16 protein-coding genes are annotated in these 14,279 nt (G+C 59.7%); 8 read left to right on the top strand and 8 right to left on the bottom strand.

The window, feature by feature from the left end; genetic code table 11:
* Positions 1-47: 47 nt before the first annotated feature.
* The 5 genes from lptB to BGO64_RS12140 are packed head-to-tail and all read right to left on the bottom strand — an operon-like array spanning position 48 to position 3,397.
* Complete coding sequence (gene lptB / locus BGO64_RS12160; protein WP_010675872.1) at positions 48-773, bottom strand: LPS export ABC transporter ATP-binding protein; 726 nt, start codon at positions 771-773, stop codon at positions 48-50.
* Between the two features lie 12 nt (positions 774-785).
* Complete coding sequence (gene lptA, locus BGO64_RS12155) at positions 786-1,304, bottom strand: lipopolysaccharide transport periplasmic protein LptA (protein WP_010675873.1); 519 nt, start codon at positions 1,302-1,304, stop codon at positions 786-788.
* Positions 1,291-1,851 (bottom strand): LPS export ABC transporter periplasmic protein LptC, encoded by a 561-nt coding sequence (gene lptC / locus BGO64_RS12150; RefSeq protein WP_039040473.1) that lies wholly within the window; start codon positions 1,849-1,851, stop codon positions 1,291-1,293. The genes lptA and lptC overlap by 14 nt, the downstream gene beginning before the upstream one ends.
* Complete coding sequence (kdsC, locus tag BGO64_RS12145; RefSeq protein WP_042864828.1) at positions 1,848-2,402, bottom strand: 3-deoxy-manno-octulosonate-8-phosphatase KdsC; 555 nt, start codon at positions 2,400-2,402, stop codon at positions 1,848-1,850. The genes lptC and kdsC overlap by 4 nt, the downstream gene beginning before the upstream one ends.
* Positions 2,402-3,397: a KpsF/GutQ family sugar-phosphate isomerase gene (locus tag BGO64_RS12140; RefSeq protein ID WP_286700732.1), complete on the bottom strand. Its 996-nt coding sequence runs from the start codon at positions 3,395-3,397 to the stop codon at positions 2,402-2,404. Before BGO64_RS12140 ends, kdsC begins: the two co-directional genes overlap by 1 nt.
* Positions 3,398-3,603: 206 nt before the next feature.
* Between BGO64_RS12140 and mlaF the strand changes: the two genes are divergently transcribed.
* The 7 genes from mlaF to murA are packed head-to-tail and all read left to right on the top strand — an operon-like array spanning position 3,604 to position 8,125.
* Positions 3,604-4,404, top strand: coding sequence for a phospholipid ABC transporter ATP-binding protein MlaF (gene mlaF, locus BGO64_RS12135; RefSeq protein ID WP_029314846.1), 801 nt, complete (start codon positions 3,604-3,606; stop codon positions 4,402-4,404).
* Positions 4,404-5,183 carry a lipid asymmetry maintenance ABC transporter permease subunit MlaE gene (gene mlaE, locus BGO64_RS12130; protein ID WP_010675878.1) on the top strand — a complete coding sequence of 260 codons (780 nt, stop codon included), beginning with the start codon at positions 4,404-4,406 and terminating at the stop codon, positions 5,181-5,183. Before mlaF ends, mlaE begins: the two co-directional genes overlap by 1 nt.
* Positions 5,184-5,190: 7 nt before the next feature.
* Entirely contained in the window at positions 5,191-5,688 is a 498-nt protein-coding gene (gene mlaD, locus BGO64_RS12125) for an outer membrane lipid asymmetry maintenance protein MlaD (RefSeq protein WP_010675879.1), read from the top strand.
* Positions 5,689-5,690: 2 nt separating this feature from the next.
* The gene (gene mlaC / locus BGO64_RS12120) at positions 5,691-6,323 is read left to right on the top strand and encodes a phospholipid-binding protein MlaC (protein WP_039040470.1); all 633 of its coding nucleotides are present in this window, start codon (positions 5,691-5,693) and stop codon (positions 6,321-6,323) included.
* Positions 6,320-6,592 (top strand): STAS domain-containing protein, encoded by a 273-nt coding sequence (locus tag BGO64_RS12115; protein WP_042015861.1) that lies wholly within the window; start codon positions 6,320-6,322, stop codon positions 6,590-6,592. The genes mlaC and BGO64_RS12115 overlap by 4 nt, the downstream gene beginning before the upstream one ends.
* The gene (gene ibaG, locus BGO64_RS12110; protein WP_010675882.1) at positions 6,592-6,849 is read left to right on the top strand and encodes a BolA family iron metabolism protein IbaG; all 258 of its coding nucleotides are present in this window, start codon (positions 6,592-6,594) and stop codon (positions 6,847-6,849) included. Before BGO64_RS12115 ends, ibaG begins: the two co-directional genes overlap by 1 nt.
* A 19-nt stretch (positions 6,850-6,868) precedes the next feature.
* Positions 6,869-8,125, top strand: a complete 1,257-nt coding sequence (gene murA, locus BGO64_RS12105) for a UDP-N-acetylglucosamine 1-carboxyvinyltransferase (protein WP_182955646.1) — start codon at positions 6,869-6,871, stop codon at positions 8,123-8,125.
* A 91-nt stretch (positions 8,126-8,216) separates the two neighbouring features.
* On the opposite strand, the gene pmbA is transcribed toward murA, so the two are convergent.
* Positions 8,217-9,560, bottom strand: a complete 1,344-nt coding sequence (gene pmbA / locus BGO64_RS12100; RefSeq protein ID WP_043154058.1) for a metalloprotease PmbA — start codon at positions 9,558-9,560, stop codon at positions 8,217-8,219.
* Between the two features lie 114 nt (positions 9,561-9,674).
* On the opposite strand from pmbA, the gene yjgA reads away from it, so the two are divergent.
* Positions 9,675-10,199, top strand: a complete 525-nt coding sequence (yjgA, locus tag BGO64_RS12095) for a ribosome biogenesis factor YjgA (RefSeq protein ID WP_010672689.1) — start codon at positions 9,675-9,677, stop codon at positions 10,197-10,199.
* Between the two features lie 85 nt (positions 10,200-10,284).
* Here yjgA and BGO64_RS12090 read toward each other — a convergent pair whose 3' ends face one another.
* Positions 10,285-13,368, bottom strand: coding sequence for a transglycosylase domain-containing protein (locus BGO64_RS12090; RefSeq protein WP_124244971.1), 3,084 nt, complete (start codon positions 13,366-13,368; stop codon positions 10,285-10,287).
* A gap of 213 nt (positions 13,369-13,581) precedes the next feature.
* Positions 13,582-13,899 (bottom strand): PTS system regulator TmaR, encoded by a 318-nt coding sequence (tmaR, locus tag BGO64_RS12085; protein ID WP_010672687.1) that lies wholly within the window; start codon positions 13,897-13,899, stop codon positions 13,582-13,584.
* Positions 13,900-14,279 lie beyond the last annotated feature (380 nt).

Here is a 14,279-nt window from a genome sequence, read left to right as displayed (position 1 = left end):
ATGTTCAGCGAGGCAGTCACCTAACAAAAATGAGGGGTGCCCCCTTACTATAGACTGAATTGATCGCCCAAATAGACGCGCTTGACCTGCTCATCGGCGAGGATATCGGCCGGCGCGCCCTCGGCAATCATCTTGCCGTGGCTGACGATGTAGGCCTTCTCGCACACATCCAGCGTCTCTCTGACGTTGTGGTCCGTTATCAGCACACCCAACCCGCGTTCTTTCAGATGCTGGATGATCTTTTTGATATCGATGACTGAAATAGGATCAACACCTGCGAAAGGCTCATCGAGCAGAATGAATCTCGGCTCTGCCGCCAGCGCCCGGGCGATTTCCACCCGGCGCCTCTCCCCACCCGATAAGCTCTGGCCCAGGCTGTCGCGGATATGGGTGATATTGAACTCTTCCAGCAACTGTTCGACCTTATCTTCCCGCTCTTCGCGGCTCAACCCCTTGCGGGTCTGCATGACCCCCATCAAGTTGTCAAACACCGACAGGCGCCGGAAGATGGAGGCCTCCTGGGGCAGATAGCCGATGCCATTGCGGGCACGGATATGCATGGGCTGCAGGCTGATGTCCTGCTCGTCGATGGTGATGAGGCCGGCATCCCGCTGCACCAGGCCCACGATCATGTAGAAGGAGGTCGTCTTGCCCGCGCCGTTCGGGCCGAGCAGGCCCACGATCTGGCCCGTACCCACCTCCAGGCTCACATCGCTGACCACCATGCGGCGCTTGTAGCTCTTTTGCAGACCCGTTGCTTTTAACACTGCCATGGCTGTTGTTTCCTACTTCTTCTGATCGGCGGGTTTGTCAAAGTTCTCCACCTGATCCGGCAGGAACACCGTCTTGACGCGCTGGGTGGGCCCCTTGCTCTCGGCAATCATCTTCTGCTTGACGATGTCGTAGCGAATGAGATCGCCGGTCACCTGGCTGTCTTCCTGCTTGAGCTGGCCATTGCCGGTGATGGTTACCAGCCGGTTCTTAAGCTCGTAGCGGATGCTGTTGCCATGGGCATTGACCGGTTTGCCGTTGTCCAGCACCTGGAAGAAAGTGGCTGGGTTGCCATACGCGGTCATGACCTCGGCGCCCTTGTCGCCGGAGCGGATCACCACCACCTTGTCGGCCTTAATCTTGATGGTGCCCTGGGTGATGATGACATCCTCGCTGAAGGTGATGCGGTTGTCCTGCATCTCCGCCACCTGCTTGACCGCATCCACATAGACCTTCTCGGCGAAGTCGGACTCTTTGGCATTCAGAGAACCGCACAGCAACAGGGCCGTGAGGGCCAGATTAACGTTTTTCATTGAAATAAGTGGCATGGCCTTTATCCAGTAACTCGAAATATTTACGTTCCAGGTGACCCTTGAGGCCAACGCCCTCGGTCTGGAACTCCTGGCCCACAATGCTGATGTGCTGGTTGCTTCTCATCCCCTGCGTCACCAGATCCAGCTCCAGATAGGAGGTATCCAGCGTGGAGATGAAGGAGGCGGGCAGCAGACCGTCCAGATGCACCTTGTCACGGAGGATCACATTGTCATCGGTGTTGAGCACCCCGGTTTCGGCCGTCAGCTTCCATTCGGCCGCGCCCTTGTCATCGAACATGTAGACCACCGGCTTGGTGAAAGTGGCCTGCTCGAGCACCTGGTAGTACTCCGCATATTCGGATTCCAGCCGCTCGGTGCGCTTGCCCTGCTCGTTGAAACGGGTCGTCACCAACTCTCTGGCGGTGAAGTCCGGTTGAAAATTTTCCGTCTTGGTGGTCGGCTCGGGGACCAGCTCGATCTCCCCCAGCTGCCAGGCCGCCAGCGCAGCCAGAAACAGCAGGCCGAACAGCACAGTCTGTTTGTTCATCGCGACGCCTCGGGTTGATAGTCAGCCAATCCCTGGGCCTGCAAGATCAGGTCGCACACCTCGCGCACGGCCCCGACGCCACCGCCAAGCCGCGTCACCAGATCCGCCTTCGCCAGCACAAGCGGATGGGCATCGGCAACGGCGATACCCAGGCCGCAAGCCTGCATCACCGGCAGATCGATGGTGTCATCTCCCATATAGGCGGCTTGCGATGCATCCAGCCCGAGCTTGGTCAGCAAGGCCTCGAAGTGGGGCAGCTTTTTGTCTGCCCCCTGCACCAGGTGCTGGACTCCCAGACTCTTCATGCGATCGCTGACGATGCGGGAGTTTCGCCCCGTGATGATGGCAATCTCGATGCCCGCATTGAGCAGGGCACGCATGCCGGCACCGTCACGGGTGCAGAAAGTCTTCAGCTCTTCGCCGTTATTGCCCATATAGATGAAGCCGTTGGAGAGCACCCCATCCACATCGCACACCAGCAGGCGGATCTGCGCCGCCTTCTCGTACTGGCTGCGCGTCACCGGACCATAGAGGGTCGGTACGTCTTGCATCAAATTACTCCGGCTTTCAGCAGGTCATGCATGTTGAAGGCACCCAGCGGGTGTCTCTCCCCATCCACGACCAACAACCCGTTGATTTTCCTGGTTTCCATCAGCTTGACGGCCTCGGCAGCCATCATCTCAGGTCCTACGGTAACACAGTTCACCGTCATGACGCGGCTGATGGGGGTGTGATGGATGTCCACCTGCAGGTCCAAAATGCGGCGCAGGTCACCATCGGTGAACAGACCGGCAAGCAGCCCTTGATCGTCCACCACCGCCGTCATGCCGAGCCCCTTGCGGCTCACTTCCAGCAGCGCCTGGCTGATGGTGGCATCTATCCCCACCTTGGGCAACTGCTCGCCGCTGTGCATCAGATCGCCCACTCGCAACAGCAACCGCTTGCCGAGGGACCCGCCCGGATGCGACAGCGCAAAGTCATCGGCGGTGAAGCCACGGGCCTCCAGCAGGGCCACGGCCAGCGCGTCCCCCATCACCAGGGTGGCGGTAGTGCTGGATGTCGGGGCCAGACCGAGGGGGCAGGCCTCTTTCTCCACCTTGATGCACAGGTGCACGTTGGCCTCTTTCGCCATGGTGGAAGCCGGATTGCCTGTCATGCAGATGAGTGGAATGCCGCGGCGCTTGAGCACCGGCAGCAGGGCCAGGATCTCGTCGCTCTCGCCGGAGTTGGAAATGGCGATGATGAGATCCCCGGCTGAGATCATGCCGAGATCCCCGTGGCTCGCCTCGCCCGGGTGCAGGAAGAAGGCGGGCGTTCCCGTGCTGGCCAGGGTCGCGGCAATCTTGTTGCCGATATGACCCGACTTGCCCATGCCGGTCACCACTATCTTGCCGCCACAGCGCAGCACCATCTCGCAGGCGCGCTCGAACGCCTCATCAAGGTACTGGTAGAGTCCATCAATGGCTTGCTTTTCTATGTCCAGCACCGCTCGGGCGCTGCGACGGAAATCGAACAATTCAGACACTTTTTCAGGCTTTACAGACATAAAGGCACAGCTCCGGGCCGAAATTTGCTGCGGGATTATAAAAAAGTCTGCCGAGATAAGCGAATCGGATGCGGAATGGGCGGTCATTGACGCAGGTTGTTACATAAAACTGTCGCGTACTTGGGGGGGAAACCCGCTCAATAGTTGTTCCTCGCTGTTGCTTAGACCTAGACTAGCCCATAAAATTCGCTCTTCATTTATACCGGATGGACAATTGTTTGAACGATGACCTGATCACCATCTCCGACCTGACCTTCAGTCACGGGGATCGGCTGCTGTACGACAGGATCAACCTGACCATTCCCCGTGGCAAGGTCACCGCCGTCATGGGTCCGAGCGGGATCGGCAAGACCACCTTGCTGCGCCTGATCGGGGGCCAGCTCAAGCCTGAGTCCGGTCACATCCTGTTTGACGGGGAAGACGTTCCCACGCTCTCCCGTTCACGCCTGTATGAAGTGCGTAAACGGATGAGCATGCTGTTCCAGAGTGGCGCATTGTTCACCGGCATGACCGTCTTCGACAACGTGGCCTTCCCGCTGCGGGAGCACTCCGGCCTGCCGGAAGAGCTGATCCGCACCATCGTCATGATGAAACTGCAAGCTGTCGGTCTGCGCGGGGCGGCCAAGCTGATGCCGTCCGAGCTCTCCGGTGGCATGGCGCGTCGCGCGGCCCTGGCGAGATCCATCGCGCTGGATCCGGATCTCATCATGTATGACGAGCCCTTCGTGGGGCAGGACCCCATCACCATGGCGGTGCTGGTGAAGCTCATCAAGGAGCTCAACGATGCACTCGGCATCACCTCCGTCATCGTCACCCACGACGTGAAGGAAGTGCTGAGCATCGCCGACTACGCCTACATCATCGCCAACCGCAAGGTAGTGGCACACGGCACACCGGAGCAGCTGCGCGAGGAGCACAATCCCGAAGTCGAGCAGTTCCTCAAGGGATTGCCCGACGGTCCTGTTCCGTTTCATTTTCCGGCAGGCGACCTGCTACAGGATCTGTGATGTTGACAAGTCAGATAAGCAAGCTGGGCCGCAGCGGTGTGCGTTTCATCAACGCCGTCGGCCGGGCAACCATCATGCTGTTTCATGCACTGGCAGGACGGCCCCAGCCACGCAAGCACTTCCCGCTGCTGGTGCAGCAACTGTATGTGGTGGGAGTGCAATCCGTCGCCATCATACTGGTGTCAGGCCTCTTCATCGGCATGGTGCTCTCCCTGCAGGGTTACAACGTATTGAAGGATTTCGGCGCAGAGCAGAGCCTGGGGCCTCTGGTTTCCCTCTCCCTGCTCCGTGAGCTGGGCCCTGTGGTCACCGCCCTGCTGTTCGCCGGTCGTGCGGGCTCCGCCCTCACCGCCGAGATCGGCCTGATGAAGGCCACCGAGCAGCTCTCCAGCCTGGAGATGATGGCGGTCGATCCACTGCGTCGGGTCGTGGCGCCCCGCTTCTGGGCCGGGGTCATCAGCATGCCGCTGCTGGCCTTCATGTTCAGCCTGATCGGCATCTTTGGCGGCAAGCTGGTTGGTGTCGACTGGCTGGGGGTGGACGAAGGCAGTTTCTGGTCCGCCATGCAGGCCTCCGTCGACTGGCAGGACGACATCATGCAGGGCGCTATCAAGAGCCTGATCTTCGCCCTGGTGGTGACCTGGATAGCGCTCTTCAACGGCTATGATGCCAAACCGACCTCGGCCGGGATCAGTCAGGCGACGACCCGTACCGTGGTTCACTCATCCCTGGCCGTGCTCGGTCTGGATTTTATACTCACCGCAGTCATGTTTGGATAAGGGAAAGATGAAGTTCAGCAAAGTAGAATTTCTGGTTGGCGCCTTCATGCTGGCTGGCATCGCGGCCATTCTGGCATTGGCACTGCAAGTGGCGGGATTGAGTTTCAAACCGGAAGGAGAAACCTATACCCTGCGCGCCCATTTCGATAATATCGGCGGCCTGAAAGTACGCTCGCCGGTCAAGGTCGGCGGCGTCGTCGTCGGTCGTGTCAGCGACATCACCCTGGATCCCAAGAGCCAGGTCCCCATCGTTTCCCTGCAGATGCAGAAGAGTGCCGGCGAGTTCTCCGAGACCAGCACCCTCTCCATCCTGACCTCTGGCCTGCTCGGTGAGCAGTACATCGGTCTGGCACCGGGGTTCAGCGATGAGGAGATGGGCACCAGCATGCTCAAGGATGGCGACATGATCGAAGACACCAAGTCCGCCATCGTGCTGGAAGATCTGATTGGCAAGTTCCTCTACAGCCAGTCCTCTCCGGCCAACACACCCGCAACCAAGGAGTAACCATGTTCAAGAAGATCGCCCTGATGCTGGGTCTGATGACCAGCATGCTGTTCTCCCTCGTCGCCCGTGCGGATGTCAATACTTCGGACCCCTATGCCCTCGTGGATCAGGCCGCCCAGCAGACCTTTGCTCGCCTGAAGGCCGATCAGGCCCAGGTGAAGAGCAACCCCGATCACCTGCGCGTCATCATCCGCGAGGAGCTGCTGCCCTACGTGGACAACCGCTTCGCCGCCTACAAGGTGCTCGGCAACCAGATCAAACAGACGACCCCTGCCCAGCGTGACGCCTTTGTCGACGTCTTCACCGAGTACATGGTGAGCTCCTACGCCGACGCCCTGGCACACTTCGACAAGCAGACCGTCAAGGTCCAGCCTGGCAAAGCCGCCGAGAGCAACATCACCGCCGTCAACGTCAGCGTGAAAGAGGCCGGCAAGCCGGACATCTTCCTCGAGTTCAAGCTGCGCAAGAACAACAAGACCGGCGAGTGGAAAGCCTTCGACATGGTTGCCGAAGGGATCAGCCTGCTCTCTGCCAAGCAGAACGAGCTGGGTGGCCTCATCCGCCAGAACGGCATCGATGCGGTGATCGCCCAGCTGCGTGAACACAACGCCAAGCCGCTGGTGATCAAGTCATGATCCTGAGCGGTGACTTGCAGGCCCCGCAGGTCAACGATCTGTGGCAACGCCGCGCCGACTGGTGGCAGGACGACCGGCTCGAACTCGATGCCGTCACTACCCTGGATTCCGCCGGCCTTGCCCTGCTGGTCAAGTGGGCCAAGGCGGCACTGGCACGGGGTGCCACTCCGACACTGGTGGGTGCCTCCAACGATTTCCATACGCTGGCCAACCTCTACGGGGTGGCCAGCCTCTTTCATTCAACCCCGCTCACAACTGAGGACTCATAATGCAAGTCTCTGAAATTGAAGCGATACTCCTCGAGGCTTTGCCATTGTCCGAAGTCCATGTCAAAGGGGACGGCAGTCACTACCAGGTGATCGCCGTCGGCGACATGTTTGACGGCATGAGCCGGGTCAAGAAACAACAGGCCATCTATGCCCCGCTGATGGACAAGATCGCCACCAACGAGATCCACGCTCTCTCCATCAAGGCCTATACCGACGCCGAGTGGAAACGCGAGCGTAAATTCCAGCTGCCCTCCTGATTTGGTAAAGAAGTAAACCATGGACAAATTCAAGATCACCGGCCCCTGCACCCTCTCCGGTGAAGTGACCATCTCCGGCGCCAAGAATGCCGCCCTGCCCATCCTGTTTGCCACCCTGCTGTGTGACGAAGAGGTTCAACTCTCCAACGTACCGCGCCTGAAAGACGTGGGTACCACCCTCAAGCTGCTGGAGATGCTGGGCGCCACCACCAAGGTCAACGGCAACGTGACCGTGCTGACCGGCGCGGTAAACAACCATGTCGCCCCCTACGAGCTGGTGAAGACCATGCGTGCCTCCATCCTGGCCCTGGGCCCGCTGGCAGCCCGCTTCGGTGCAGCAGACGTCTCCCTGCCCGGCGGCTGTGCCATCGGTGCCCGCCCGGTCAACCTGCATGTCCACGGCCTGGAGCTGATGGGCGCGAAGATCGTCATCGAAGAGGGCTACATCAAAGCCCGCGTCGACGGCCGCCTGAAAGGTGCCCACATCCTGATGGACATGGTTTCCGTGACCGGTACCGAGAACCTGATGATGGCCGCCACCCTGGCTGACGGTCGCACCGTGATCGAAAACGCCGCCCGTGAGCCCGAGGTGGTCGATCTGGCCAACTTCCTCAACGCGCTGGGCGCCAAGATCCAGGGCGCGGGCACCGATACCCTGACCATCGACGGCGTAGAACGTCTGCACGGTGGCAGCTACAGCGTGCAGCCCGATCGCATCGAGACCGGCACCTTCTTGGTGGGCGCCGCCGTGACCGGTGGCAAGATCACCTGCCGCAACACCGACCCCAGCCTGCTGGAAGCCGTACTGGTCAAACTGGAAGAGGCTGGCGCCCTGATTGAAAAGGGTAACGACTGGATCACCCTCGACATGACAGGTCGCACCCTGAAACCTGTCACCATCAAGACCGCCCCCTACCCGGCGTTCCCGACCGACATGCAGGCACAGTTCACCGTGCTGAACGCGGTCGCCCAGGGCACCGGCATGGTCACCGAGACCATCTTCGAGAACCGCTTCATGCACGTGCCCGAGCTGGTTCGGATGGGTGCCGACATCGAACTGCAGGGCAATGTGGCCATCTGCCGCGACACCCAGCAGCTCAAGGGTGCCCAGGTGATGGCGACCGATCTGCGCGCCTCCGCCAGCCTGGTGCTGGCCGGCTTCGTGGCCGAAGGGGCCACCATCGTCGATCGCATCTATCACATCGACCGTGGCTACGAAGACATCGAGCACAAGCTGCAAGGCCTGGGTGGTCGCATCGAGCGCATCAAGGAATAAGCTGGCTTCACCATGAGCCGACGATAAAAAGGCCCCCTCGCAAAGCGAGGGGGCCTTTTTCATGGCCGTGTACCAGATCGGACGGAGGGGATCAGTGCCCCGCCAGTTTCATCTGCTCGACCAGTACGGAGCCGGTCTTGAGGCTGGAACGCTCATCCTCATCACTGCCCACCGCCACGATATGGCTGAACATGTCGGCCAGATTGCCTGCAATGGTGATCTCCTCCACAGGATAGAGGATCTCGCCATTTTCAACCCAGAAACCGGCTGCGCCGCGGGAGTAATCACCATTGACGATGTTGACCCCCTGCCCCATCAGCTCGGTCACCAGCAGCCCGGTACCCATCTCCTTGAGCATGCCCTGGAAGTCCTGGCCGGTATTGGAAACCTGCCAGTTATGGATACCCCCGGCATGGCCCGTGGTGGTCAGGCCCAGTTTGCGGGCGGAGTAGGAGGTGAGCAGCCAGCTCATCAGCTCGCCGTTGCGGATGATGTCCATGTCGCGGGTGCGAACCCCTTCCCCGTCGAACGGGGTGCTGGCAAGTCCTCCCGGCAAGTGGGGGAACTCCTGGATGGTGAGCCACTCGGGCAGGATCTGCTTGCCCAGTTTGTCCAGCAGGAAGCTCGACTTGCGATAGAGGTTCCCCCCACTGATGGCCATCACCAGATGGCCCCACAGACCGGCAGCGGTATCGGGGTGGAACAGCACAGGGGCATGGCGGGTGCTGATCTTGCGAGCCCCCAGGCGGGAAACAGTGCGCTCCACCGCCTCGTCAGCGATGCGCTGGGGGCTCCACAGCCCGTTCAGGGAGCGGCTGGAGGAGTAGCCGTAGTCGCGCTGCATGTCGCCATCCTGCTCGCCGATCAGTACGCAGCTCAGGGAGTTACGCGATGCAGCATAGCCTTTGACGAAGCCGTGGCTGTTGCCATAGACCTTGACGCCCAGGTGGCTGGAGAAACTGGCTCCGTCAGAGTGCTTGATGCGGGCATCCCGCCCCAGGGCCAGCCGCTCGCACTCGATGGCCAGCGCGATGCCACGCTGGGGATCCAGCTCGATTTGGTGGCACAGTTGCAGGTCCGGGGCATCCCAGGCCAGCAGATCCGCATCCGCAAGACCGGCGCAGTCATCGGGAGAGGTATGGCGGGCGATCTCCATGGCCGCTTCCACGGCGGCGCGAATGGCCGGCTTGGTCAGATCCGTGGTGGAGGAGGACCCCTTGCAACCGTCGCGATAGACGGCGATGCCGAGTGCGCCATCCTTGTTGAATTCGATGCTTTCCAGCTCGCAGCCCCGGGTGTTCACCGAGAGGCCGGTCTGTTTGCTGATGGAGACTTCGGCAAGCCCGGCGCCCAGCCCTTTCGCTATCTCAAGGGCCTCGGCGACCACGGCCTCGAGATGGGATTGATCCTGGCGGATTTGATCTTGCTGGTCCATAACTCACATCTGTATGAAGGGAAGGAAAGGGGCTAAGCATATCAGACCCCTGCGCCCAGCGGGAGAAGCTGGTAACATATCCGCCAAACGTGAATGACAGGAATACAGAGACCAATGAGTCAATATCAAGACGACAACGAGTGGGAAGACTGGGGCCCCAGCAAGAGCCAGCTCAAGCGCGACGCCGAGGCATTGCAGAAGATGGGGGAAGAGATCGTCTCCCTGAGTCACAGCGAGCTGGAGAAGATCCCCCTGGATGAAGAGCTTGCCGAAGCGGTCGAGCTGGGCCGCAAGCTCAAGCCGAAGAAGGATGAGTCCTTCCGCCGCCATCTCCAGTTCATCGGCCGTCTGATGCGTAGCCGCGATGTCGCCCCCATCGAAGAGGCCCTCTCCATCATCAAGATGCGTCACTCCACCGTGAACGCCCGCCTGCACCGCCTCGAACAGTGGCGCGAGCGGCTGATCACCGAAGGCGACAGCGCCCTCAACGAGCTGATGTCCCAGTTCCACGAGCTGGATCGCCAGAAGCTGCGTCAGCTGATCCGCACCGCCAACAAGGAGCGGGAGCTGAACAAGCCGCCGGTAGCCTATCGCGAGATGTACCAGTATCTGCGTGGCGAGATCGAAGATCTGCTGTAAGTGATGACTCACCTTCGCAGACCGGCGATGAACAGTACAAATAAAATGGGGCCTATATGGCCCCGTTTTCGTGTCGCTGCAACTGTCAGCTGCCCGCCATGCACTGGGTGTGAGTAGCGGGTTGCAGATAGGGTACCAGCAGGGGGGCCATCCCCTTGAGCACCTGTACAGGCAGCGCCGACGTGAAGCGGAACTTGTCGGACTGGCTGCCGGGTACATAGGCCGTCAGCGTGCCGAAGTGATCATCCCCGATGTAGAAGACGAAAGTCGCAGTCCGGTTACGAGCCAGTGAACTGGTCACATTGCCGTAGCGACCGACCGTCTCGATCCGGTTGTCCCCGGTCCCCGTCTTGCCCCCCAGGGCCAGGACAGTACCATCCTGCAAGGCGAAGGCCCCGGCGATGCGCCGCGCAGTCCCCCCTTCCACCACCTTGGAGAGTGCATTGCGCAAGGCGTTGGCCACCTCGGCAGGCATCACCCGTTCCCCCTGGGTGTTCGCCGGCTCAAAGACGGTGGCGAAGGGGGTCCCCTTGGCAAAGGAGAGGTGCTCGATGCGCAGGGTCGGCGCACGAATGCCGCCGTTCTGGATGATCCCCATCAGCTCGGCCAACGCAGCAGGACGATCGCCCGAGCTGCCCAGTGCGGTCGCCAGGGACGGAACCAGGTGATCGAACGGGTAGCCCAGGCGAGCCCAGCGCTGATGGATGTCGAGGAAGGCCTCAACCTCCAGCATGGTGCGGATCCGGCTATCCCGGGCACTGCGATGACGGGTCTTGAACAGCCAGCTGTAGACCTCCTGACGCTCGTCACGGCTGGCTGTTACCGCATCGGTAAAGGTGGCCTTGTCAAACTCCTTGAGATAGGCAAGCAACCACAGCTCAAGTGGATGCACCCGTGCGATATAACCTTGATCCGGCAGAGAATATTTGCCAGGGCCGTAATTGGTATAGAGCTGCTCTATGCGCTTCTCGGTCAATTTCTCCCGCGGCAGGCGCTTGGCCAGGAAAGCGGCAAAATCGGCCTGGGAGGCTTCCGGCATCAGATAGCGATGCACCGCGGCGAGACGCACCGCGCTGGGTTTGAGACCATCGAGGAAGGTATCGAGCTGCTCTTCTGCACTCTTGCCGCGATATTTGCGCCAGAACCTCAGCAGATAGGTCTGCCCCTCCTTGTCGGCAAACTTGGCGAGATACTCGGTACGGCGAGGATCCCTGTCATCTTTCAACAACTGGGCACGATTTCCCTCCTTGTAGAGGCTGTAGCGGACGATGTCCCGCATCAAGCGCACGAAGGGCAGGTTGATGGATTCCCGCAGCGCATCGCGAATGGGCGGGATGCGACCGTTGTCTTCCTTGCGGAAGTTGTTGAAGGTGTGCATGCCACCGCCGGTAAAGAAGCCTTCATAGGGACTCGCGGAATACTTGCGGTCCAGTGCGGCCTCCAGCATCACCGGCAGGCTTCTGTCCTTGGCACTCATCAGATAGGCGATGGCCCAGCGGCTGATGTTGTCCTGATCGGACACTTCGATCTTTCGCAGGCTCTCCACCGGCATATTGCCGTAGCTGTCATGCAACTCGGTGACAATCTCGAGATAGGTCGTCAGCACCCGCAACTTGGCGGTGGATCCCAGTTCAAGCTTGCTGCCCTCATTGATGTCGAACGGCTGGTCCGTGTTGTCGGTCTGCACCCTCACCTTGACCCCTTCCGGCGTCTTCTCGAACAGGGTAAAGCTGTACTTCACATCACCCGTCTTCTCCGGCGAGAGCAGGCGCTCACCAAACAGGCCCACCTGGGCTGCGAATGCAGGGTCTGCCAGTTGCTGCAGATACCGTGACACCTCGTTCTGCAGCGGCATATTGAGGGTGGTGTTGGCCGTCAGATCCATGCGGTCCAGATCATAAAGCTGCACCCCGAGCTGACGACTGAGACGAGTGCGAGCCACCTGCAGCCCCTTGTTGTTGTTGACTCGAGTGATGGCAGGTGCCTGCAGGAAATCGCGGAAGACCAGCTTGGCCTTGAGAGCCGACTCCATCAGGGGGGGCGTGATCATTCCCTCCTGCACGAAGAGTCGCAGATAGCTGTCTGTCAGGGTAGACAGTGCTTCTCTACCCTGCGCCAGGTAATAGGAAGGACGGCGGTGGGCGATCATCAGGGAGACAACCTGGCGCAAGGCAAGGCCCTGCTCGGCCAGGGTAGAATCCTGGTTGCGAGCGGGATCCAGCAGTCGATTCACCTCATCGACATTGGCGCCAAACCAGACCCAGAGGCCATCACCGAGACCGTGCACCTCGCCATAACCGGGCGCCGCAGAGAGCGGGACCGAGTTGAGGTAGGCCCAGGCAACCAGCTTGCGGGCCTCCAGGGTCTCGGGCCCCAGCCGATAGGCACGAACGCTGGCCGAGACCATCTGGCGGATCTTCTCGGTCGGCGAAACGGTCAGTCCATCGGGAGAATGACGATACTTCTCCACCTGGGTCGCCAGGGTGCTGCCGCCAGCAGATTGATCCTGCATATCCAGCGCCTTGCCCACCTGAGACAGCGCCGCCTTGGCAAAGCGCGGCCAGTCTACGGCCGGGTTGGCCAGCGGTTCCTTGTTGCTCAGGAGTTCACGGTTCTCGATAAACAGCAGAGACTGGATGACCAGGGGCGGTATGGCATTGAAATCCGGATAGTAATGAGTCGGATACTTGTACTGGTAGAAAGGCTCGGCACGGCAGTCATAGAGTGTCAATCCTGCCTGGACCTTCTCGGTATAAGGCACGAAGAAACCGTGGCTGGCGTAGTTGTAGAGCGCATCGGAAAAACGGACCTGTTCGCTCACCTGGTAGCCACGCTGAACGAGACGTTCCTGGATCATGGGCATCAGCACATAACCGAGTCGCTTGTCGAACGGGCCGTCGTCGGGGAAGGCAATCTGCTTGCTGGGGCCGGGTTCGAGCTGATAGGTCAGGGTGGCCGCATAGCGGGAGATCTCCTGTGACTGCAGTCGGGAGGTCTTCATTTCATAACCCACCAGGGCGACCACGGCAGCCAGGCAAAGCAAGAAGATAAAACAGAACAACCAGCGCCACCAGGGTCGGCGTTTACGCTGCTGTTGCCCGTCCGTATTAGGTACGGATGAATCCTGAGATGCCACTTTATTTGAATCCGTCTGTTTTGATGCGCCCATATCAGCCCCACCATGGTTGCGCAATTTATTGTCTTTCAATCAAGCTTAGTCGTTTCAAGTCAAGGGCTTGAAATCTATTGACCGCTTTGCAGCGATGTTAACAGGGCGATTGTGAAAATGGGAGCCGATTGTTGCAACGCGGCAAGAGATCCGAGCTGCGGCATGAAAATGAAACACCGGCCAGAGGCCGGTGTTGACGAGAGCGGGGCGGTATTATTTGCTAGTGCTCATACTCTTCAGCTTGGTACTCAGCTCCTTGCGCTCCTTGGAAAGCTCGGCATTTTTGATGATATGGTCATCTACGCGCTCTTCATAATCGGTCCGCATGTTGGCGATGATGGCCTGAACCTCGTCAATGCTCATGCCGGGCTTGATATAGTCACTCAGGTTGTCGAGCAACAGTACCCGCTTCTGGTTGTCACGGATCTTTTTCTCGTTGTCCGCGATTTCACGCTTGAGCTTGTTCTGACGACGGGACATACGCACATATTCCAGCACATCGTTGAAGGTTGACTTGTTTACTTGTTCCATATCGGTACCACTGAGTGAAGGTGAATGAAAACAGGTGGAGAGTCCCATACCAGAAAAAGAAACCGAAACCATGGCACGGGCAAACCCGGAATGCCCCTTACTCTACCGAGTTATGATTCAGATACAACCCCAATCGCAGCGCGGGCGGCGGGTTTATACAGAACGGCTCCGACTGGGTTATTACGCTAAAAATGATGAAAACGGAGAGAGCCAACATGTGGGTTCAATGTGACCAGAGCAGGCGCAACTTTTCCGGTACGGGCAACAAGTGAACGTGAACGACGAACATCACCATAGTGCCCGTTTTCCCTACAGTAAGTGCTGAATTTCAGGCAATAAAAAACCCCGCTCGAGTGAGCGGGGTTTCTTGTATTGGGTGC

Source organism: Aeromonas sp. 62-46, assembly GCF_001898585.1.
GTDB classification, from domain to species: domain Bacteria; phylum Pseudomonadota; class Gammaproteobacteria; order Enterobacterales; family Aeromonadaceae; genus Aeromonas; species Aeromonas caviae.
The sequence above is the reverse complement of the archived record's forward strand: the minus strand, read 5'-3'. Positions and strand labels throughout refer to the sequence as shown.